Raw genomic sequence first — 18,403 nt, 5'->3', positions numbered from 1 at the left:
GGGATGCCGCCGGGTCGGCGCGGGTGCCGATCGAACCGGCGGCGGGGTCGGCGCGTAGAGAGGGAAGGACCGGGATGTCCAGGACGTCGAACCTCCCCACTCGCGGCAGCGGTGCGGAGGCGGGGATGGACGTATCCGAATTGGAGGTGCGGGTACGCTACGCGGAGACCGACCAGATGGGGGTGGCGCATCACGCTAGTTACCTGGTGTGGTTCGAAGCCGGGCGCACGGAGTTCATCCGGTCGTGCGGCCGCTCCTATGCTCAGATCGAGGCGGACGGGTGGCTGCTCGTCGTCGTGGAGGCCCGGTGCCGGTACCTGCGGCCGGCGCGGTACGATGATCTCCTGACCGTCCGGACGCGGCTCGCATCGCTGCGCCCGGCGACGCTGGAGTTCGGCTACGAAATCGTCCGGAAGGCGGACGGAGACGTCATCGCCCGCGGGGCGACGCTGCACGCGGCGGTCGACCGCACGGGGCGTCCCCGCCGGATCCCCCCGGGCATCCGCCGAATGTTGGGGGTCCCGGCCGTGTACGGGCCCGCCCGGCGGGCGGATTCCTCGGTGAGGTAAGCGCAGCAGAGCGGGACTGGCGCACGAAAATTTCGCGGCCGCGGTTGATGGCGCGGTCGCGGCGGAAGGACGGGTGAGGGGTCGATGTCAGAGGAGCGGCCGACGTCTCAGCAGGGAGAAGAGCTCGATATCGCGCAGATGCCCGCGCTCGAGGAGCAGCAGATTGTCCAGGGGACGGTCGTGCGCATCGACAGCGAAGGGGTCCTGGTTGACGTCGGCGCGAAGTCGGAGGGCTTCATTTCGCCGAAGGAACTGTCGGCGCGCGGCGACACCCTGGAGGGAATCGCCGTGGGGGACCGCATCGACGTGTACGTGATGAAGGTCGAGGGGGAGGAAGGGAGCATCCTGCTCAGCAAGAAACGCGCCGACCTGGCACTGGCCTGGGACCGGATCCAGCGGGCGTTCGAGGCCGGCACGACCCTGCACGCGATGGTGGTCGACAAGGTGAAGGGCGGCTTGGTGGTGGACCTGGGGATGCGGGGGTTCGTCCCGGGAAGCCATGTGGATCTCTCGCAGGCCAAGGGCCGGCAGTTCGAGGCGTTGGTGGGCCAGAGCATCCCGCTGCGGATCATCGAGGTGGATCGCCCCAAGGGGCGGGTGATCCTCTCGCACAAGAACGCCATGGCCGAGGAGCGCGGGAAGGCCCGGGAGGCCGTGCTCGCCTCCCTGGAGGAAGGGCAGGTGCGCGAGGGGGTCGTGAAGCGCCTGACCGACTTCGGAGCGTTCGTCGATCTCGGCGGGATCGACGCCCTCCTGCCGATCAGCGAGATGGCGTGGACCTACATCACGCACCCGTCCGAGGTCGTCCATCGGGGACAGCGGATCTCGGTTGCGGTCCTCAAGATCGACAAGGCGGCGGGACGGATCTCGCTGGGGCTGAAGCACATCCTCCCCGACCCCTGGCAGCATCTCGGGGAGTCGTACCGCCCCGGCCAGGTGGTGAGCGGGAAGGTCGTCCGCACCGTCGCCTCGGGCGCCTTCGTCCGTCTCACCGAGATCGATGCCTTCCTCCCCATCTCTGAGCTGGCCGAGAAGCGCGTCCAGAAGGTGACCGATGTGGTCGAGGTCGGCCAGACCGTGGAAGCGCTGGTGACCGAGATCCGCGCCGACGAGCGCCGCATGATCCTCAGCCTGCGGCGGCTGGCCCGGGAGCGGGAGCGCACGCGGGTGAAGGAGTACATCAGCGCTCAAGGCGAGGAAGGGCGCGTGACGATCGGCGACATCGCCGGCGAGCTCCTCCGCCAGGTCGTGACCGCCCCCGCCGCCTCGGAGCGTTCGGCGGAAGCCCCATCCCCGACCGAGGGCGCCCCGCGCCCCGCGCCGGAGGATCGCCCTCCCTCGGGTGCCCCGCCGGACTGACGCCGCCGACTCGGTCCATCCCCCGCGGTCGATCGCAGCGCGCCCTTCTCTTCCCATGCCCGGACAGGGCGGAGGTGGCCCGGATGGAATCGGCTCAGATCCTCTTCGAGGTGGAGCGGGAGGTCGCGTACCTCACCGTCAACCGGCCGGAACAGCGCAACGCCATGACCTGGGCGATGTACCAGCGCCTCGTGGAGATCTGCGATCAGGTCGACCGCGACGACGGGATCAAGGTCCTGGTCGTGCGCGGCAGCGGGGAGCGGGCGTTCATCTCCGGGACCGACATCAGCCAGTTTCCGGCGTTTCGCGGCAACCCGCAGGCGGGCATCGAATACGAGGAGCGGATCGACCGCGTGATCGGCCGGCTGGAGGCGGTGGGCAAACCGTCGCTGGCCTCCGTGCGCGGATACGCCGTCGGCGGGGGGATGACGATCGCCGCGACCTGCGATCTGCGGATCGCCTCGGACGACGCGCGGTTTGGCATCCCCATCATCCGGTTGGGCAACTGTCTGTCGATGCACACCTACGCCCGCCTCGTGGCCCTGCTCGGCCCGGCGCGGGCCAAGGAGATGATCTTCACCGCCCGGCACGTCGGCGCGGCGGAGGCCCTGTCCTGGGGGTTGGTGAACGAGGTGGTCCCTGCCGCGACGCTCCAGGCCAGGACCCGGGAGGTCGCCGAGGCGATCGCCGCCGGCCCCCCCCTGACGCTACGGGCCAGCAAAGAGGCGGTGCGCCGGGTCGTGCAGCGGCTCCTGCCCGAGAATCCCGGCCATGATCTGGTGGCGATGTGCTACAACAGCGGGGATTTCCAGGAAGGAGTGGCGGCGTTTCTCGACAAGCGGGCGCCGCAATGGACCGGTCGGTGAGACTGCGGCGCTCAAATTTAGGGTATTGATATAGTGGTGGCGGCGCGTTCCGAGGGCAGGCCGGCCCGGCACGTGGTGAACCACAGCTCAGGGGGTGGGGGAGGGTGCACCGAAGGGGCGGGCGGTCAGAGCACCGGAAAGCTCATGCTCCGATGGAATCGATCGGCCGCGCCGAGCCTGGGGAATTCACGCCCCCGGACAAGTCGCTGGCGTTTCTCTCGCGGTTGGCCACGGAGTTCACCGCGGTGCTCAGCCTGGGCGACCTTCTCGAGCACGTGATGCGGGTGCTGCGCGAGGAGACGGGTTTCGATTCGTGCTCGCTCGCCCTCGTCGACGACGGCAATCCGGGGGCCCTCACGATCAAGGCGGCCTCCGGGCTTCGAGAGGGGTTCCGGGGGCTGGAAGTGCCGCGGGATCGCGGGCTGCACGGGGTGGTGATGCAGTCGGCGGAGCCCCTGTTGGTTCCCGATATGCAGGCCGACCCCCGCGTGTTCAGGCGGGAGGAGCGCATCCGGTCGGGGATCTATGCCCCGTTGATCGTGCGCCGCCGGCCGATCGGGGTGTTGAGCGCCCACCGCGAGCAGGTCGGCGCGTTCAGCGAGGTCGATCTCAACCTTCTCACCGTCGTCGCCCGCTATCTGACAGGAGCGATCGAGGTGGCCCGCCTCCACGAGCAGCTCAAGGAACTCGCGGCCACCGATGCCCTGACGGGTCTGTCGAATCGACGGTGCTTCTTCGACCGGTTCGCCTCGGAGATCGCCCGCAGCCGTCGGACCCAGCGCAGCCTGACGCTGGTGCTGCTCGATGTGAACGCCTTTAAGGCCGTAAACGACGCCCATGGGCACGCGAAGGGCGACGAAACGCTGATCCGCGTGGGCGAGAGCCTGACGCAGGTGGTCCGCGCCTCCGACCTGGTCGCCAGGTTCGGGGGGGACGAGTTCATCCTGATGCTTCCGGAGACGACGGGCGCACTGGCGGAGGAGGTCCTCGGCCGGCTGCGCACGCTGCGCATCCCGATGGTCGATCAGGCCGGCCGCGAGATGCCGCTGAGCTTCTGCTGGGGGACCGCGGTGTTCCCGGATGATGGACCGGATCCGGAGCGCCTCCTCCACGTGGCGGACCAGCGCCTCTACGCGATGAAGCAGGACCTTTACAAGCGGGAGGCGGTGTCCCCGCCGCACCGCTGATCCCCGCTGGCCCCCGACTCCTGGGGTGGACCCATCGTTCCGCGCCCGCTCTTCGCCCGCGTCCGGTTACGGCTCGCCTCGCATGCTATACTCCTACTAGATTCCTGCTTCGGTGCCGGCAATCGAAGTCTCGAACCGACGCAGGACCGGGGGTGCGACGTGGAGCCCGTTCACATAGCGCGGGTGCGTATCTACCAGGACAAGCGCCCGAACCGCCGGGCGTTCATCGGGGATTTTCCCGAGCCGATCCGGTACGGAGTGAACACTGGGGTGAAGGCGTTTTATAAGATGGAACCCGACGAGGAGCTCCCCAGCACCCTGGACCACCTCGTCGCCGCGGCGGCGGGTTGACTCACCGGGACCCTCGCCGGCGCGCTGGAGGCGCGCGGGATCGCCAGCGCCCCGGAGAAGCTGTGGGCGGAGGCCGAAGGGACGGTTGAGGCTCCGGAGCGGGTGATGAAGGTGACCGCGATCCGCGTCACCTACCACCTGACGATCCCGTCGGGAATGCGCCAGGAGGCCGAGCGCGCGCTCGCCGTGTTCGAGCGCGGCTGTCCGATCGCCCAGACGCTGAAAGGCTGCGTCGCCATTAGCCATGCTTGGGAGATTCGCGAAGGCTGAACGGAGGAGGCCCTGATGACATACGTATTTCAATGCCGGTCGTGCGGGCACGAGTTCGAGATGACCGCGACGGTGGCGGAGTATGAATCGCGAAAGAGGACGGCGTGTCCCGAGTGCGGCCACGGCAACACCCGTCGAGTGTACACCCCCATCCTCGTCATGACCGCGGCCCGCGGGGGCGGGGACGACACCAGCTCGTCGGGTGGATGCGGCTGCGGCGGGGCGTGCAGCTGCGGCCACTGATCCACCGCGCATGCTGAACCAGCAGCTCGCCGCCCGCGAGGCGGCGGGCCGGCCCGTGCGCGTCGGGGTGATCGGGGCCGGGCGATTCGGCACGATGATCCTCTGCCAGCTTGCGACGATGCGCGGGGTGCGCCCCGCCGTGGTCTGTGATCTCGGCGCCGACCGGGGGCTGCGTGCCCTGGCGCACGCCGGGTTCTCCGCCGACGCGGTCGTGCGGGCCGATGCCGTGCGGCGGGTCAACGAGGCGATCGCGCGCGGCGTTCCTGCGTTCACCGAAGATTCCCGCGTCCTGCTCGGAAGCGACATCGACGTGGTCGTGGAGGCCACGGGCGTCCCCGAAGCCGGGGTGGACTCCGCCCTGGAGGCGTTCCGCCGCGGCAAACACGTCGTCATGGTGAACGTCGAGGCCGACGTGCTCGTCGGGGCGGTGCTCCGACGGACCGCCGACCTGGCCGGGCTCGTCTACTCCGCCGCGTACGGCGATCAGCCGGCCCTGATCGATGAGCTCGTCGAGTGGGCGACCGGCTTGGGATTCGAGGTGGTGGCCGCGGGCAAGGGGACAAAGTATCTCCCCGCCTACCGGAAGGGCACCCCCGACGACATCTGGGACCGATACGGCGCGGACGCCGAGCAGCGTGAGGGGCTGAATCCTCGGATGTACAATTCCTTCACCGACGGGACGAAGTCGGCGATCGAAATGGCGGCGGTGGCGAACATGACGGGGCTTCGCCCCGACGTTCGAGGTATGCACTTCCCGCCCGCCGGCATCGACCGTCTTCCCGAAGTCCTGAAGCCGGCCGAGCAGGGGGGAGTCCTCGAGCACTCGGGGGTGGTCGAGGTGGTCAGCTCGGTCGACCGCGACGGCCGGCCGGTCCCCAACGACCTTCGTTGGGGTGTCTACGTGGTGATCACCTCGCCGCGGCCGTACACGCGGCGGTGTTTCGCCGACTACGGGATGCCGGTGGATCGGACGGGGACGTATGCGGCCATGTACCGCCCGTTCCACCTGGTGGGAATGGAGCTGCCGATCAGCGTCGCCCGAGCGGTGCTGGAGCACCGAGCCACCGGCACGCCGCGGCCGGTGCCCGTCGCGGCGGTTGCCTGCGCGGCGAAGCGCCCGCTGGGGGTCGGCGAGATCCTCGACGGGGAAGGCGGCTACACGGTCTACGGGTTGATCGACGACGCCGTGAGTGCGAAGCGCGAGCGGTGGCTGCCGATGGGCCTCTCCCGCGGCGCCACGCTCATCCGGCCGGTGCCCGAGGACGGGTTGATCCGCATGGACGACGTCTCCGTCGAGGCGTCCGGGGCGCTCTACCGCCTCTGGCAGGAGCAGATGCAACTCGTCCCCGGCTGATCGCGCGTGCCGCGCCCGACCGGGTCGTCGTACCCGTTCAGCACGCTCCCCGACTATCTCGCCCCTCGGCTCGACCTCGTCTTTGTGGGCATCAATCCCGGGGTGTACTCGGTGGCCCGCGGGCACTACTTCGCCCGACCCACCAGCCGGTTCTGGCCGGCGTTCTCGCGATCCGCGCTCAGCGCGTCGATTCGCGCGGCCCTCGGGCGGGAGGCGCTCGGGCCGGCGGACGACCGGGCGCTCCTTGCGTACGGGATCGGCTTCACCGATGTGGTGAAGACCCCGAGCCGGAGCGCGGGGGATCTGCGTCCCGCGGACTTCCGTGCGTGGGCGCCGAAGCTTCGGCGGCGGCTCGAAACCTGCCGGCCGCGCGTCGCGTGCTTCCACGGCCTCACCGCCTATCGGCCGTTCGCCCGGTACGCCCTGGGAGCGGCGGAGGGCGGGTGGACGCTGGGGGCACAACCGCGGCACCTCGGGCGGACCGGGCTGTTTGTCGTTCCCAACCCCAGCCCCGCAAACGCCCATTTTCGGCCCGCCGAGTACGTGGCGTGGTACGATCGACTGGCGGAGTTCTTGAAGGAGTTGGGCCGGCGGCGTTGACGCTCGGTGGCGGAGGCAGTACCCTTGAGTCGCCCGCCGCACGCGACCGGCGTCGGGGGAAAGGGGACGCGATGCGCCTGCGCATTGACGTGGTCTCGGACGTGATCTGCCCCTGGTGTTTCGTCGGCAAGCGGCGTCTGGAGAAGGCGCTCCGGGCGCTCGGGTCCGGCGTCGAGGCCATGGTGGAGTGGCACCCATTTCAGCTCAACCCGGAGATGCCTCGCCAGGGGATCGACCGGAAGGTGTACCGCGAGGCCAAGTTTGGAGATCCGGCACGGTCGGAGGCGCTGGACGCGCGGTTGACCGAGGTGGGGGCGTCGGAAGGCCTTCGCTTCGCCTTTGATCGCATCCGCCGGACCCCCAACACCTTCGACGCGCACCGTCTGATCTGGCTGGCCCGGCGTGAAGGCGCGCAGGACCACGTGGTGGAGGAGTTGTTTCGACGCTATTTCATCGAGGGCGAGGACGTTGGAGACCGGCAAACCCTCCTCGATGTCGCGGCGACCTGCGGGTTGGATCGGGAGCGGGCCGACGGGTTCCTCGCAAGCGAGGCGGGGACCGCCGACGTGCGTCAGGCCGAAGCGGAGTTTCGGGAGCTCGGGATCGAGGGGGTGCCCCACTTCATCGTCGACGGCAAGTACGGCATCTCCGGGGCCCAGAGCCCGGAGATCCTGCTCTCCGCGTTTGAACAGATCATCGGCCTGCGGGCCGCGCCCGCCGGGCGCGCCGCCGACAACCCCTCGGATCGATAGACCGTCCCCCGCCCGGGGAGACCCGGGAAGCCCATGGATTGAGTCGAAGGGGCGTGTCCGCCTAGGCCCCCCCCAGACCGGGTGACCAAGCTTTGGGGGCCGGCCACGCGGGGGCGATCGGCGGCCGGATCTCGAGCGGTGCCACCGGCCGATCAGGAAGGGGGGAGGGGACATGGAGTTCGCGGGCAAGGTGGTCTGGCTGACCGGGGGTGGGGGCCGCATCGGCCCGGTCATCGCCACAGTATTCGGCCGGGAGGGGGCGGCGGTGGGGGTGTGCGATCTTGATGGACCCCGCGCGGAGGCCGCCGCCTCCGCCGTGCGGAAGGCCGGCGGACGGGCGGCGGCTTTCGCCGGAGACGTCAGCCGCGAGGCCGACGTGGAGCGCCTGCTGGCGGGCGTGACCGAGGCGCTGGGGCCGGTGGACATCCTCGTCAACTGTCACGGGGTTTCCCCGAACGTCCCGGTGCTGGAAATGGACCTGGCCACCTGGCAATCGCCGTTTTTGGTGAACACGCAGGGGTGCTTCTTGACCTGCCGGGCCGCGGCGCGTCAGATGGTCGACCGGGGCGCACGGGGGTGCATCATCAACATCTCCTCGGGGGCTGCGACCTCGGGACGACCGGGGTCCGCGGCCTACTGCGCGTCCAAAGCCGCGATCAACATGCTGACGCAGGTCCTCGCCACGGAGCTCGGTCCCCTCGGCATACGCGTGAACGCGGTTACCCCCGGCCTGGTGACCGACACCCCCCTGCGACGGGGAGAGGCCGGGCACCCCTACCTGAATCTCATGATCGAGATGACGCCGCTCGGACGGACGGGGATTCCGAGCGATGTGGCGGAGGCCGTGGCGGCGCTGGCCTCGGATCGACTGCCCTGGGTCACCGGGGCCAATCTCGAAGTGACCGGGGGTTCCCACTGCGGGCGGACGAACGCCCCGCTGACCAGGCGGCTGGGGACAGCGACGCGGCCGTAGAGGGTGAGGGCGGGGTCAGTGCCGGGGTCGTCGGGAGCAGGTAGGAAAGGGCCTGGGGTGTTCACGATAAGGGTTTTCTGATCGCCGAGTGGGGGAAACATCGCATCGAAAGGTCGGTCGGCCGTGGGGCTCCCACAGGCATCGGGGCCTCGCGCGCCGTATCATAACGCCCGCGTCGGATCGGTGAAGGGCCGGCCCCAGGCCTCCGGCGGTCGGCGGTGAGGAGCGAGCATGGCGGTCCACAGGTTTGCGCCGAAGATCTACCATACGACGATGGGCCCCCACGAGTCCGTTCTGACCATCACCCCCGGGGACACCGTCGAGACGACGACGGTCGACGCGCGTGGAATCGATGCGGCGGGGATCCAGGTGACCGAGCGGGGGAACCCGCAGACCGGGCCCTTTTTTATCAAAGGGGCCGAACCCGGCGACATGCTGTCTATCCACCTCGACCGGCTCACTCCCAACCGACCCTTCGGGTGGAGCCAGACCGTGATCGCCGAGAACGTTCTGGACCCCGAGTGCATCAAGCAGACGCCGGATGCGATCCTGGCCAAGTGGGAGATCGACCTCCGGACGGGCACGGCCACGCTCGTCGAGCCCGCGACCTCGCTGGGACGGCTCACCTTGCCCATCGCGCCGATGCTGGGATGCTTTGGGGTCGCCCCGTCGCACGGTCAGGCCATTTCCACGGCGACCTCCTCCACACACGGCGGGAACATGGATTACCGCGGGTTCCGTGCGGGGGTTTGGGTGCACTTCCCGGTATTCGTCCACGGGGCGCTCTTTCATCTGGGCGACGGGCATGCCCTCCAGGGGGACGGCGAGATCGTCGGGACGGGGATTGAGATCTCCTTCGACGTGCAATTCACCGTGCGTCTCGTCAAAGGCAAGACGATTCACTGGCCGAGGGCCGAAAATGCGGATGAGATCATGACCGTGGGGAACGCCCGGCCACTCGACCAGTGCGTGCAACACGCCACAACGGAAATGGTGCGTTGGTTGCGAGAGGACCACGGCCTTGATGCGCGCGGGGCCCACCTCCTCCTCGGTCAGTGCGTGCAATACGATCTCGGAAACGTCTATGACCCGGCGTATACGATGGTGTGCAGGGTGGCCAAGCGATACCTTTCATCGGCGCGCGCCGCTCGGTGACCATGGGCGGGGCGGGCGAGGATGCGCGGCCCCGGGCCCGGCCTCCGCGACCCAGTCCGGGCGACCCCGCGGGGTGCCACCGCTCCCCACACATCTCCCGGCCGCGCGGGGCGGCGAAGGGAACGGTCGCATTCCTGTGATCGAAAATAGGCTGCCCGCCCACCGAATGCGCCACCCGGGGGATGGCTCCGCCCGCCGGTGAAAACGGCACCGACGAGGCCGTCGTCGTCCCTGTGCCCCCCTTCCTCAGGGCATTGAGGAATGTTTATTGCGCTGACAGCGGTTATCTTCGTCGTCGACCTCGCCTTATTCGCTTTGGTGTTTGTGATCATCCGCTCGCGAAGAGCGAGCGCCCGGGTCATCGCCGTCATTGTGGCGCTGGCGGCGTTGCTCTATCTTGCCAGCCTCGCGCTGCAGCTCTACGTCTCCGCCCGCTTCACGTGATCGGGTGCTCTCCCCACGACTTCCGCCCGCGCTCACGATCTCGCCGCGAACCTCGGGGGCTCCGCGGGAGCTCGCCGGCCCTGGGCCGGAGCAGCCGGTCGTCTATGGGTGTGGCGAAGGGGGCATATCCCAAATGAGTGAGCTGACCATCCACGCTGCTGAGGTGGTGGGACGTGGCCAAGTACTTGATCCGAGGATCTTACAATCCCGATGGGGTGCGCGGTCTCATCCGCGGCGGCGGCGGGTCGGCGAGGCAGGCGGCGATCCAAGAGATGCTCGAACAGGCCGGCGGGGGGGTGAAGGTCGCTCCCCTCATTGCCAGCGAGGATAACCTTTTCGCCCTCCAGGCGATGTTGGCGAGCGTATCGGAGAACCTCAGCGGCCGGCTCGAAGCGTTCTACTATGCGTTTGGCGATGTTGACGTCTTTGCCATCGTCGATCTGCCCGATCACGTGACCATGACGAGCGTGATGCTAGCCGTCAACGGCTCCGGCGTGGTCCGGGCCACCGCCACAGTGCTCGTCACCCCCGAAGAGATGGACCAGGCGGTGAAGAAGAGGATCACCTATCGTCCCCCGGGGAGGTGAGCGCGTGCCACCGGCGCCAGGCGCCTCCGCGGATCCGCCGGCTCATCGAGCCAGAACGATGACGGCGAGGGACCGGAAGGGGTACCCTCCCGCGGGCGGCATCTGCGTCCTTCCCCCTCCCGTGCTCCTGGTGTTCGGGCGTGGGGGATGCTGGAGCGCATGAGCAGTCCCAAGGACGGGCTCATCCGGGTGTCCCACGGACAGGATCGTTATGACCTGCTCGTGTTTCCCACGGCGGGGCGGTGGCTCTGGTACGTGACCCTGTCGGGCGCGACATCGAGTGTGAAGGCCAGTTCGGGGAGGCTGTTGGGGTGTGGCGAGTCCCCGGATGAGGCCGATGCGTGGAGGCAGGCCAAAATCGTGATGCGCGCGAGCCGCAAGAACACCTAACGGGACGCGCAGAGACCCGCCGGGCGAAGCTCATCCCCCACCCACAGCCGGCCCTCCTCCACTCCTCGCCGCGTCTTTCCCCTTCGCTCCATCAAACCCCGCCCCGTGCGCGAGCTTATCGGGTCACGCGATCGTATCATCGCCGGACATCCCGTCATAGTTGCGTGCTCGGTTTGGTTCGCGCGGCGGAAAACGGCCGCGCAGGGGGTCCTTCCGCCCGAGAATGTCGTGAACGGGCCCGCGCGAACTTGCCGGTAAGCCGGGCAAAGGGTCCGCCATCCCGCGAACGGGCGCGGCGAAGGCTGTGATCGTTCGATATTTACAGACAGTTCATTCGGACGAGCGAGAACCATTTAGATGGGGGGAAGTCGCGGCCATCGGTTTCGTGTACCGTGAGCCTATGGACGCTGCTTCCGGGACCCCTCCGCCCTCGCGATTTTGCCGGATTTGTAGTCATGAGAACCGGACCCAGATCGACGATGCGCTTTCGAGGAATGACCCGCCCGAGGGCATTGCGAAGCGGTTCAATACCTCAGTGGTATCCATCTTGATGCATCGGAGTCACCTGCCGGGACTCCCCGACATCTCCCCAAACGGCGGAGAGATCGATGGGTCGGATGTCTTGGCGGCTCGGATCAAGGCGCTCCAGGAGAAATGCCTCATGTTGTTGGAAATCGCAGAAGGCGCAAGCGAGCCGAGGAGTGCCTTCGTGGTTATCCGTCAGGCACGTGAGCAACTTGAGGCGCTGGGGCGGTTGACCGAACAACTGCAAGCGGACTCCAAAGTGGCGGGATAGCCGGACCGCGGAATTTGTCGAAACGACGACCGACGGGGGGGAGGGGCCCGAGAATGGTCTGACGCCTCCAGTGAATCCGGCCCCCGCCTCTGTGAGACGGCTGCCCGCCACCCGCTGATCGCTCGTGGAACCGCGCGCGTCATCCTCGCTGACACTCCCTACCGCTCCCCCGGAAGCGATTCCGACCCCTCCGCCAGACGATCCTTGGCCGTTCTGCTCTCTCGCTCGCGGTGGAAAGTCCCGATGGTGGGTGATTCCTCGATCGTGAAGCGGGCGGTGTGGAGCCCGACGGGTCTACGTGAAGTCCTATGCGGGCATTACGGATAGCGGTGGGGGCATCGATCGTCCGGAGCGCGGTGACGCGGATCCTCGTGCTTCATCCGTCGGCAGACAATAAGGGGGGGCGCGCATCAGTGGCACTGCGAGGCACCGTGGAATCCTTCCAGCTGCTGTTTGCCAATAACCCTCTTCCCATGTGGGTCTACGATCTTGAGACCCTCAAGCTTATCGAGGTAAACGGGGCTGCCGTCGCCCACTATGGGTACTCGCGCGATGAATTTTTGGCGATGCGGATTACCGAGCTGCGCCCCGAGGATGAGGTGCCACGCCTGCTCGCGAACGTGGCGAAAGAACGCCCCGAGCTTCAGTCATCCGGCGAATGGCATCACCGCCTCAAGAACGGACAGGTGATCGATGTGCACATCACCTCGCATACGCTGGAATTCTCCGGTCGACACGCGATCTTGGTGGTGGCTCAGGATATCACCGAGCGCAAGCACGCGAGGCTTGCCCTGCAGCAGAGCGAGGCGCGCAAATCGGCCATATTGCAGGGCGCGCTGGATTGCATCATCACCATGGATCACCTCGGGCGGATCCTTGAGTTCAACCCGGCCGCGGAAGCGACCTTTGGGTATCGCCGTGGTGACGTGCTGGGGCGCGAGCTGGTTGACCTCATCATCCCTGCAAACCTTCGTGAGCGTCACCGTCAGGGGCTCGCCACCTACATGACGACAGGGACGGGCCCCGTTCTCGGTAAACGCACCGAATTGACCGCGCTCCGCGCCACGGGCGAGGAGTTTCCCGTCGAACTGAGCATCATCGTTGACCCGTCGAGCAAACCGCCTGTCTTCACCGGGTTCGTGCGGGATATCACCGAGCGCAAGCGGGCAGAGGACGAAATCCGCGCCCTGAATCGAGAATTGGAGGAGCGTGTGCGTCAGCGGACGGCGCAGCTTGAAGGCGTGAATCAAGAGCTCGAATCCTTTTCGTACTCGGTCGCGCATGATCTGCGATCGCCTCTGATTACGATCGGCGGTTTTTCTCGGATGCTTACCGAGGATTACTCGGCGATCCTTCCGGAGGATGCGCGACGCCTTATTGACCAGATCGTCGTGAGCACTCAGCACATGGGGAGCCTCATCAATGACTTGCTGTCGCTCTCCCGTCTCGGCCGTCAGCCGATCCAGGAGCAGTCGGTCTCCCCGGCAGAGGTCGTCCGCCACGCCCTGGCCGAGCTCAACGGGGCGCGAAGGGAACGGGTGGCGGATATCCGGATCGGCGACCTGCCGCGGTGTCGAGCGGATTCCGGGCTGCTCAAACAGGTGTATGTGAACCTCCTCTCCAACGCGCTGAAGTTCAGCCGCAATCGAGAGGACGCCCGCATCGAGGTCGGGTGGCGGCCGGATTTGAGCGACCCCGCGTTTCACACCTACTTCGTGAAAGACAACGGCGCGGGGTTCGAGATGCGATACGCCGACAAACTCTTCCACGTCTTTCAGCGCCTACACCGCCAGGAGGACTATGAGGGCACGGGTGTGGGACTGGCGATCGTCCAGCGCGTCATCCACCGTCACGGGGGGCGCGTCTGGGCCGAAGGAGAGGTCGGAAAGGGAGCCACCTTCTACTTCACCCTTGCGAGGAGTGATGAGAGATGATCGAAGACCCCATGGAAATCCTGCTGGTCGAAGACAACCCCGCCCACGCGGAGATGACCGTCCGGACGCTTCGGAAGAGCAACGTGTCCAATCACATTCAGGTCGCCCAAGATGGTCCGGAGGCGTTAGAATTGCTCTTCCCAAACGGTCGCAAGGGCAACGGCAGTCCGAAGCTGATTCTGCTGGACCTCAAACTCCCTCGGATGGATGGGATCGAAGTGCTTCAGCGCATCAAGGCGGATCCGCGGACGAAGGTGATTCCCGTCGTCATATTGACCTCCTCGAGTGACGAGCACGACTTGAAAACCTGCTATGCGTTGGGGGTCAACAGCTACATCGTCAAACCCGTCGATTTCCAGCGGTTCAGCGACGCGGTGCGGTCATTAGGACTGTACTGGGTACTGCTCAATCGACTTCCGAACTGATCGCGTGGCCGGGATCACGGATTCTGCCCCCCCACTGTGTCCCCACTATCGAGTGCGATCTCGTCTAGGCGGAGGCGAACTCCCTGAACCCCGCACCATCAGCTGGCCCTTAGTCAAGACTTCCCCACCCGGATAGGGTTTCCAGGAGAATCACGCCACGGACGTCGGGCCCGGGCGATCTCTCACACCATGCGATGGTGGTCGCCGCGGCCGGGCAAAGATCCGGGGGCAATCGAAGCCGAAGCGTGGGTTGTTATCACCGCCGCGCTCGCTTGCGCCGCGGGGCGGCTTGCGGGGGCATCGCAAACGTCTCGCTCCTTGCTCCCGCCTCCGATCTTTGCCAGCGTTGGTGTCCCCGCTTGTCAGCGGAAGGAAGTCACCTCGAAGATCTGAATGTAGGATGATGAACCGTTGCGGCAAAACCACCGCCTTGAGATCAAGGGAGGAGTAATCTATGGAGAGCGTTCGTCCGCGGCGACGAGCACTGATCACCGGGGCATCCGCCGGCATCGGGGGAGCGTTCGCCCACCGATTGGCGCGGGACGGTTACGATGTCGTGCTGGTCGCGCGACGGCGCGATCGGCTGGAGGCGCTTGCCGAGCGGCTCCACCGCGAAGCCCACGTCCACGCGGAGGTGCTCGCAGCAGATCTCACCGACGCCGATGCGCTCGCGGAGGTTGAAGCGCGCGCCGCGGGCGACGAAGCGCTCGCGCTCCTGGTCAACAACGCCGGGTTCGGTGGGTACCATCCTTTTGCCCAGATTGAACTGCCCGTCGTTGATCGTCTCATCGCCATCCACGTTCGTGCGGTGGCGCGCCTCACTCGCGCGGCCCTGCCCGGCATGATCCGTCGTGGCGCCGGTGGCGTAATCAACGTCGCATCGCTGCTCGCGTTCAGTGGCTCCATCCCGCCAAATCCGCTTCCCCACCGCGCCATCTATGCCGGGGCCAAGGCGTTCATGGTGGCTTTCACGCAGTCCCTCGCGGGCGAGATTGCAGGGAGCGGAGTACGCGTGCAGGTGTGCCTCCCGGGGATCGTGGCGACTGAGTTCCACGCATTGCAGGGCATGGATTTCAGCCAGAGACCGAAGATGACGGCGGAGGATGTGGTCGCCGCATCCCTTACCGCGTTCGCGCAGGGCGAAGTCACCTGTATTCCCGGTCTCGACGACGGATCGTTGGTGGAGCAGCTGGCGGAATTGCAGCGAAGAATCCTTGGGAGCGCCAACCGGCCGGAGCTCGCACGGCGCTATCGGACCGGCACAGCCTAGAGGTCATCTCATAAACGCCCGTAGCAGGATCTGCGCACAGGCGAGCTGGACCATGCCGAGGGTGTTCTCGAGGTGGCGCTCCCATCGGGTGACGACGCACCGGGAATTGTGGAGCCACGCGAAGAAGCGTTCGATTTTCCATCGTCGGCGGATACGGCGCAGCGGGCGGCCATCTTGCGTGTGGGCGCGGCGCCGACGATTCGCGGCGATCATCTCGATCCCGTAGGTGCGCATGAGCGTGTCATCGAGCGGGTCGCTCGTAGCCGCGGTCGCCGATCAGTCGGGTGGGGAGATCGGCGAGGAAGCGGGCCTCGAGAGTGGCGGGGACGAGGTGCGGCTCATACGGTGAAGCGCTGGCCACGTGGACGGCGATTGGAAGACCAGCACGGTCGACAATCGCCATGATTCTGGAGCCTTTGCCACAGCGTGTCGGACCGACGCCAACGCCCCCTTTTTTCGCCGACGCGAAGATCGCGTCGACGAAGGCTTCACTCAGATCGATCTGCCCGCGGTCGCGGAGATCCTCCGCGAGCCGTTGCAGGAGGCGATCGAGGCGACCCGATCGGTGCCGGACTTGGAAGCGGCGATGGCAGGTTTGGTACGGCGGATAGCGCCGCGGCAGATCGGCCCACGGCGCCCCGGTCCGGAAGATCCAGAGCACGGCGTTCAACACGCCGCGGGTGGCCCACGGCTGGCCTCGGCCATCGGTCGCCGCTGTGACCGGAAGATCGGGTGAGCACGGCCCATGGCTTGTCGGTCAGGCCCATGGCCGTCCGGTACGACGGTACCGCACGACCTGTTCATGAGATGACTTCGGCAAGCCCGATGGCTACCTTCTCGGCTCATACCGCATCGCCACCGCCCCCGAGCCGAACTCCAGCCGGCTCACGAGCCTCAAGTCGACGTGCTTCGATAGCCCCGCGAACAACGTCGGCCCGTGGCCCGCTAGCCTGGGCTGCACCACGAACTCGTACTCATCGATCAATCCCAGCTCCGCCAACGCCAGCGGGAGCTTCACGCCTCCCACTAACAGTCCCTTACCCGACTCCCGCTTGAGCTGCTGAACGGCCTTCCCCAGATCCCCGCGCACGAGCTCCGCGTTCCAATCGACCCGGTCCAGGGTGCTCGACACGACGTACTTCTTTGCTGCGTCGATCGTCCGAGCGAAGGGTTCCATCCAATCAGGCCTCGCTCCCGTCCGCGCCGGCGGCCGCCAAGCTGCTTCCATCATGTCGTACGTCACCCGGCCAAAGAGGAGGGCATCGGCCTGGTCGAGGTTCTCGACCGCGTGACGATGCAAGTCTTCGTCCGCGGGAATTGCACGATGATCGCAGCACCCGTCCAATGTGACGTTGATGTAATACCGAAGGGGTCGCATGACGTAAGAGTACCATCGATGGGGTAGCCCGGTACGACGGTACCGCACGACCTGTTTATGAGATGACTTCTAGGTTGTCCAGTGTGGACGAGGTGTTGACACTTTTGCACTCCAACCAAGAGCGTCGTCATCATTCAACTGGCCTTCCGAGCGGCGAACACCGACGCTGGCGTGCGCCCCTGCAACCGGTAGCCTTGGTGCGGCCGCTCCCGATTGTAGAAGCGCAGGTAGGCTTGCAAGTCCCGTTCCAACTGCGCCACGCTCGTGTAGTAGGTGCGGCGAAAGGCGACTCGCCACAACTCGGCCAGAATCGTCCCTTGCAACCGCTCGACGAAGCCATTGGTCCAGGCATGCCGCGGTTTGGTGCGCCGATGCTCGATGCCCAGGTCGCGACACGCCGCCGTGAAGCGCCCATGAAACTCGGGCCCGCCATCGGTCAAGACCGCCCGCACCTGATGGCCCGCGCGGCGGTAGGTCGGCACGACGTGCTCCCGCAGGAACTCGGTGGCTGTCCCTTGTGTGACCCGCGGCACGAGCGTCGCCACCGCGTACGAGCAGGCCGCGTCGCACGCCGTCAACTGCCAGACCTTGCCCACGCCCTTGAGCTTCCCCACGTAGAAGGCGTCCACGCAGACGAGGTCGCCGGGGCGCTGGGCCTCGACATGCGGGTGCACCAACCGGCGCCGCATCCGCTCGCTCACCACGCCGGCCGTGAGGACCGCCTGGGCTTCCAACCGGGTCAGCCGCTCCCATCGGGTCTGCAAGCCGTGGCGCTTGAGAATCCCATAGATCCCCGAGGCACTGACGCGCCAGCCGCCCCAGCGGGCCTGCCGGAGCTGCGCCGCGATCCGCGCGGGACCATGGGTCGGCCAGAGCAGCGCATACGCCAGCACGGCGTGCTCGAGGGCCGGGGTGGCCTGCCGGGGCCAGCGGGTGGGGCGGGTCGGCCGGGGCCGCAGCCCATCTGGCCCGTAGCGCACGAAGCGTTGGCGCCAGCGGTAGAACACGGTCCGGGAGATGCCCGCCTCCCGACACGCCCGGGTCACATTCCCCAGCAGCGCCGCGCGCTGCATGATCACGAGCCGGTGATGGCGAACGCTGTCCTCGAGGGTCATGCCTGTCTCCCCCCTTCCGAAGGTTGCGAGCCCTCGGTTGGAGATTTCGGAGGCAGAGGCGTGACCCTCTTTTCATGAGGAGACCTCCATCAGTGTCAACACTACATCCAAACAGGACAGCCTAGAAGAGCGCATCGGAGTATCAGGTCAACACCTGATTGCCTGGAGCTGGGTGGAGGCGCTCACGAATTCAAGCTTAATGTCGTTTTTCATGGAGAACTCTCGCCTACCACCACCTGCCGGATTGTCTATTCGGCGAGATGTTGTCGACGGCGTGCTCCAAAATCGCTTGTCGGGTACTTCTTGCGCCACACAGTTGACCGGTTCCTCGTAACCTCACCGGCACAGCCAGGCTAGGCGCGGAACCGCCGTCGGGAGGGGAATG

General features: G+C 66.9%; 20 protein-coding genes and 2 pseudogenes. 19 read left to right on the top strand and 3 right to left on the bottom strand.

Annotation, left to right across the window (positions count from 1 at the left end):
* The first annotated feature begins 74 nt into the window (after positions 1-74).
* The 19 genes and pseudogenes from VKV57_08155 (at position 75) to VKV57_08065 (ending at position 15,525) form a co-directional block, all read left to right on the top strand.
* Positions 75-569 carry a thioesterase family protein gene (locus VKV57_08155; GenBank protein ID HLW59881.1) on the top strand — a complete coding sequence of 165 codons (495 nt, stop codon included), beginning with the start codon at positions 75-77 and terminating at the stop codon, positions 567-569.
* Between the two features lie 84 nt (positions 570-653).
* On the top strand, positions 654-1,928 hold the full coding sequence (locus tag VKV57_08150) for a S1 RNA-binding domain-containing protein (GenBank protein HLW59880.1): 1,275 nt from the start codon (positions 654-656) through the stop codon (positions 1,926-1,928).
* 83 nt (positions 1,929-2,011) lie between these two features.
* Entirely contained in the window at positions 2,012-2,794 is a 783-nt protein-coding gene (locus tag VKV57_08145; protein ID HLW59879.1) for an enoyl-CoA hydratase/isomerase family protein, read from the top strand.
* A gap of 152 nt (positions 2,795-2,946) precedes the next feature.
* Positions 2,947-3,981 (top strand): sensor domain-containing diguanylate cyclase, encoded by a 1,035-nt coding sequence (locus VKV57_08140; GenBank protein HLW59878.1) that lies wholly within the window; start codon positions 2,947-2,949, stop codon positions 3,979-3,981.
* A gap of 159 nt (positions 3,982-4,140) precedes the next feature.
* Positions 4,141-4,332 carry a hypothetical protein gene (locus VKV57_08135; protein ID HLW59877.1) on the top strand — a complete coding sequence of 64 codons (192 nt, stop codon included), beginning with the start codon at positions 4,141-4,143 and terminating at the stop codon, positions 4,330-4,332.
* 21 nt (positions 4,333-4,353) lie between these two features.
* A pseudogene (locus VKV57_08130) lies at positions 4,354-4,602 on the top strand (OsmC family protein).
* Positions 4,603-4,617: 15 nt separating this feature from the next.
* A complete protein-coding gene (locus VKV57_08125) occupies positions 4,618-4,845 on the top strand; it encodes an FmdB family zinc ribbon protein (GenBank protein ID HLW59876.1) in 228 nt (75 codons plus the stop codon).
* Positions 4,846-4,855: 10 nt separating this feature from the next.
* A complete protein-coding gene (locus tag VKV57_08120) occupies positions 4,856-6,199 on the top strand; it encodes a flagellar biosynthesis protein FlgA (protein ID HLW59875.1) in 1,344 nt (447 codons plus the stop codon).
* Between the two features lie 6 nt (positions 6,200-6,205).
* Positions 6,206-6,799 carry a mismatch-specific DNA-glycosylase gene (locus VKV57_08115; GenBank protein ID HLW59874.1) on the top strand — a complete coding sequence of 198 codons (594 nt, stop codon included), beginning with the start codon at positions 6,206-6,208 and terminating at the stop codon, positions 6,797-6,799.
* A gap of 71 nt (positions 6,800-6,870) precedes the next feature.
* Positions 6,871-7,551, top strand: coding sequence for a DsbA family oxidoreductase (locus VKV57_08110; protein HLW59873.1), 681 nt, complete (start codon positions 6,871-6,873; stop codon positions 7,549-7,551).
* Between the two features lie 172 nt (positions 7,552-7,723).
* Positions 7,724-8,524 (top strand): SDR family NAD(P)-dependent oxidoreductase, encoded by an 801-nt coding sequence (locus tag VKV57_08105; GenBank protein HLW59872.1) that lies wholly within the window; start codon positions 7,724-7,726, stop codon positions 8,522-8,524.
* 231 nt (positions 8,525-8,755) lie between these two features.
* The gene (locus tag VKV57_08100; protein ID HLW59871.1) at positions 8,756-9,679 is read left to right on the top strand and encodes an acetamidase/formamidase family protein; all 924 of its coding nucleotides are present in this window, start codon (positions 8,756-8,758) and stop codon (positions 9,677-9,679) included.
* Between the two features lie 261 nt (positions 9,680-9,940).
* Positions 9,941-10,123, top strand: coding sequence for a hypothetical protein (locus VKV57_08095; GenBank protein HLW59870.1), 183 nt, complete (start codon positions 9,941-9,943; stop codon positions 10,121-10,123).
* Between the two features lie 173 nt (positions 10,124-10,296).
* Positions 10,297-10,710 carry a GYD domain-containing protein gene (locus VKV57_08090; protein HLW59869.1) on the top strand — a complete coding sequence of 138 codons (414 nt, stop codon included), beginning with the start codon at positions 10,297-10,299 and terminating at the stop codon, positions 10,708-10,710.
* Between the two features lie 159 nt (positions 10,711-10,869).
* Positions 10,870-11,100: a hypothetical protein gene (locus VKV57_08085; GenBank protein HLW59868.1), complete on the top strand. Its 231-nt coding sequence runs from the start codon at positions 10,870-10,872 to the stop codon at positions 11,098-11,100.
* A gap of 550 nt (positions 11,101-11,650) precedes the next feature.
* On the top strand, positions 11,651-11,896 hold the full coding sequence (locus tag VKV57_08080; GenBank protein HLW59867.1) for a hypothetical protein: 246 nt from the start codon (positions 11,651-11,653) through the stop codon (positions 11,894-11,896).
* A 413-nt stretch (positions 11,897-12,309) separates the two neighbouring features.
* A complete protein-coding gene (locus tag VKV57_08075; GenBank protein HLW59866.1) occupies positions 12,310-13,830 on the top strand; it encodes a PAS domain S-box protein in 1,521 nt (506 codons plus the stop codon).
* On the top strand, positions 13,827-14,255 hold the full coding sequence (locus tag VKV57_08070) for a response regulator (protein HLW59865.1): 429 nt from the start codon (positions 13,827-13,829) through the stop codon (positions 14,253-14,255). The genes VKV57_08075 and VKV57_08070 overlap by 4 nt, the downstream gene beginning before the upstream one ends.
* Before the next feature lie 454 nt (positions 14,256-14,709).
* Positions 14,710-15,525, top strand: coding sequence for an SDR family oxidoreductase (locus VKV57_08065; GenBank protein HLW59864.1), 816 nt, complete (start codon positions 14,710-14,712; stop codon positions 15,523-15,525).
* Between the two features lie 3 nt (positions 15,526-15,528).
* Here the strand turns inward: VKV57_08065 and VKV57_08060 are convergent.
* From VKV57_08060 to VKV57_08050, 3 genes and pseudogenes are all read right to left on the bottom strand, one after another.
* Positions 15,529-16,292, bottom strand: a pseudogene (locus VKV57_08060) (IS5 family transposase).
* A 62-nt stretch (positions 16,293-16,354) separates the two neighbouring features.
* Positions 16,355-16,903, bottom strand: a complete 549-nt coding sequence (locus VKV57_08055) for a dihydrofolate reductase family protein (GenBank protein ID HLW59863.1) — start codon at positions 16,901-16,903, stop codon at positions 16,355-16,357.
* Between the two features lie 134 nt (positions 16,904-17,037).
* A complete protein-coding gene (locus VKV57_08050) occupies positions 17,038-18,018 on the bottom strand; it encodes an IS481 family transposase (GenBank protein ID HLW59862.1) in 981 nt (326 codons plus the stop codon).
* Between the last annotated feature and the right edge of the window lie 385 nt (positions 18,019-18,403).

It is taken from the genome of bacterium (genome assembly GCA_035307765.1).
Lineage (GTDB): Bacteria > Sysuimicrobiota > Sysuimicrobiia > Sysuimicrobiales > Segetimicrobiaceae > Segetimicrobium.
This window is presented reverse-complemented; position numbering and strand designations above follow the sequence as displayed.

Bases quoted from the DNA above. Each gene is read 5' to 3' on its own strand.
- VKV57_08155 (HLW59881.1), top strand. From the start codon at position 75: ATGTCCAGGACGTCGAACCTCCCCACTCGCGGCAGCGGTGCGGAGGCG.
- VKV57_08150 (HLW59880.1), top strand. From the start codon at position 654: ATGTCAGAGGAGCGGCCGACGTCTCAGCAGGGAGAAGAGCTCGATATC.
- VKV57_08145 (HLW59879.1), top strand. From the start codon at position 2,012: ATGGAATCGGCTCAGATCCTCTTCGAGGTGGAGCGGGAGGTCGCGTAC.
- VKV57_08140 (HLW59878.1), top strand. From the start codon at position 2,947: ATGGAATCGATCGGCCGCGCCGAGCCTGGGGAATTCACGCCCCCGGAC.
- VKV57_08125 (HLW59876.1), top strand. From the start codon at position 4,618: ATGACATACGTATTTCAATGCCGGTCGTGCGGGCACGAGTTCGAGATG.
- VKV57_08120 (HLW59875.1), top strand. From the start codon at position 4,856: ATGCTGAACCAGCAGCTCGCCGCCCGCGAGGCGGCGGGCCGGCCCGTG.
- VKV57_08110 (HLW59873.1), top strand. From the start codon at position 6,871: ATGCGCCTGCGCATTGACGTGGTCTCGGACGTGATCTGCCCCTGGTGT.
- VKV57_08105 (HLW59872.1), top strand. From the start codon at position 7,724: ATGGAGTTCGCGGGCAAGGTGGTCTGGCTGACCGGGGGTGGGGGCCGC.
- VKV57_08100 (HLW59871.1), top strand. From the start codon at position 8,756: ATGGCGGTCCACAGGTTTGCGCCGAAGATCTACCATACGACGATGGGC.
- VKV57_08095 (HLW59870.1), top strand. From the start codon at position 9,941: ATGTTTATTGCGCTGACAGCGGTTATCTTCGTCGTCGACCTCGCCTTA.
- VKV57_08085 (HLW59868.1), top strand. From the start codon at position 10,870: ATGAGCAGTCCCAAGGACGGGCTCATCCGGGTGTCCCACGGACAGGAT.
- VKV57_08080 (HLW59867.1), top strand. From the start codon at position 11,651: ATGCATCGGAGTCACCTGCCGGGACTCCCCGACATCTCCCCAAACGGC.
- VKV57_08070 (HLW59865.1), top strand. From the start codon at position 13,827: ATGATCGAAGACCCCATGGAAATCCTGCTGGTCGAAGACAACCCCGCC.
- VKV57_08065 (HLW59864.1), top strand. From the start codon at position 14,710: ATGGAGAGCGTTCGTCCGCGGCGACGAGCACTGATCACCGGGGCATCC.
- VKV57_08055 (HLW59863.1), bottom strand. From the start codon at position 16,903: ATGCGACCCCTTCGGTATTACATCAACGTCACATTGGACGGGTGCTGC.
- VKV57_08050 (HLW59862.1), bottom strand. From the start codon at position 18,018: ATGACCCTCGAGGACAGCGTTCGCCATCACCGGCTCGTGATCATGCAG.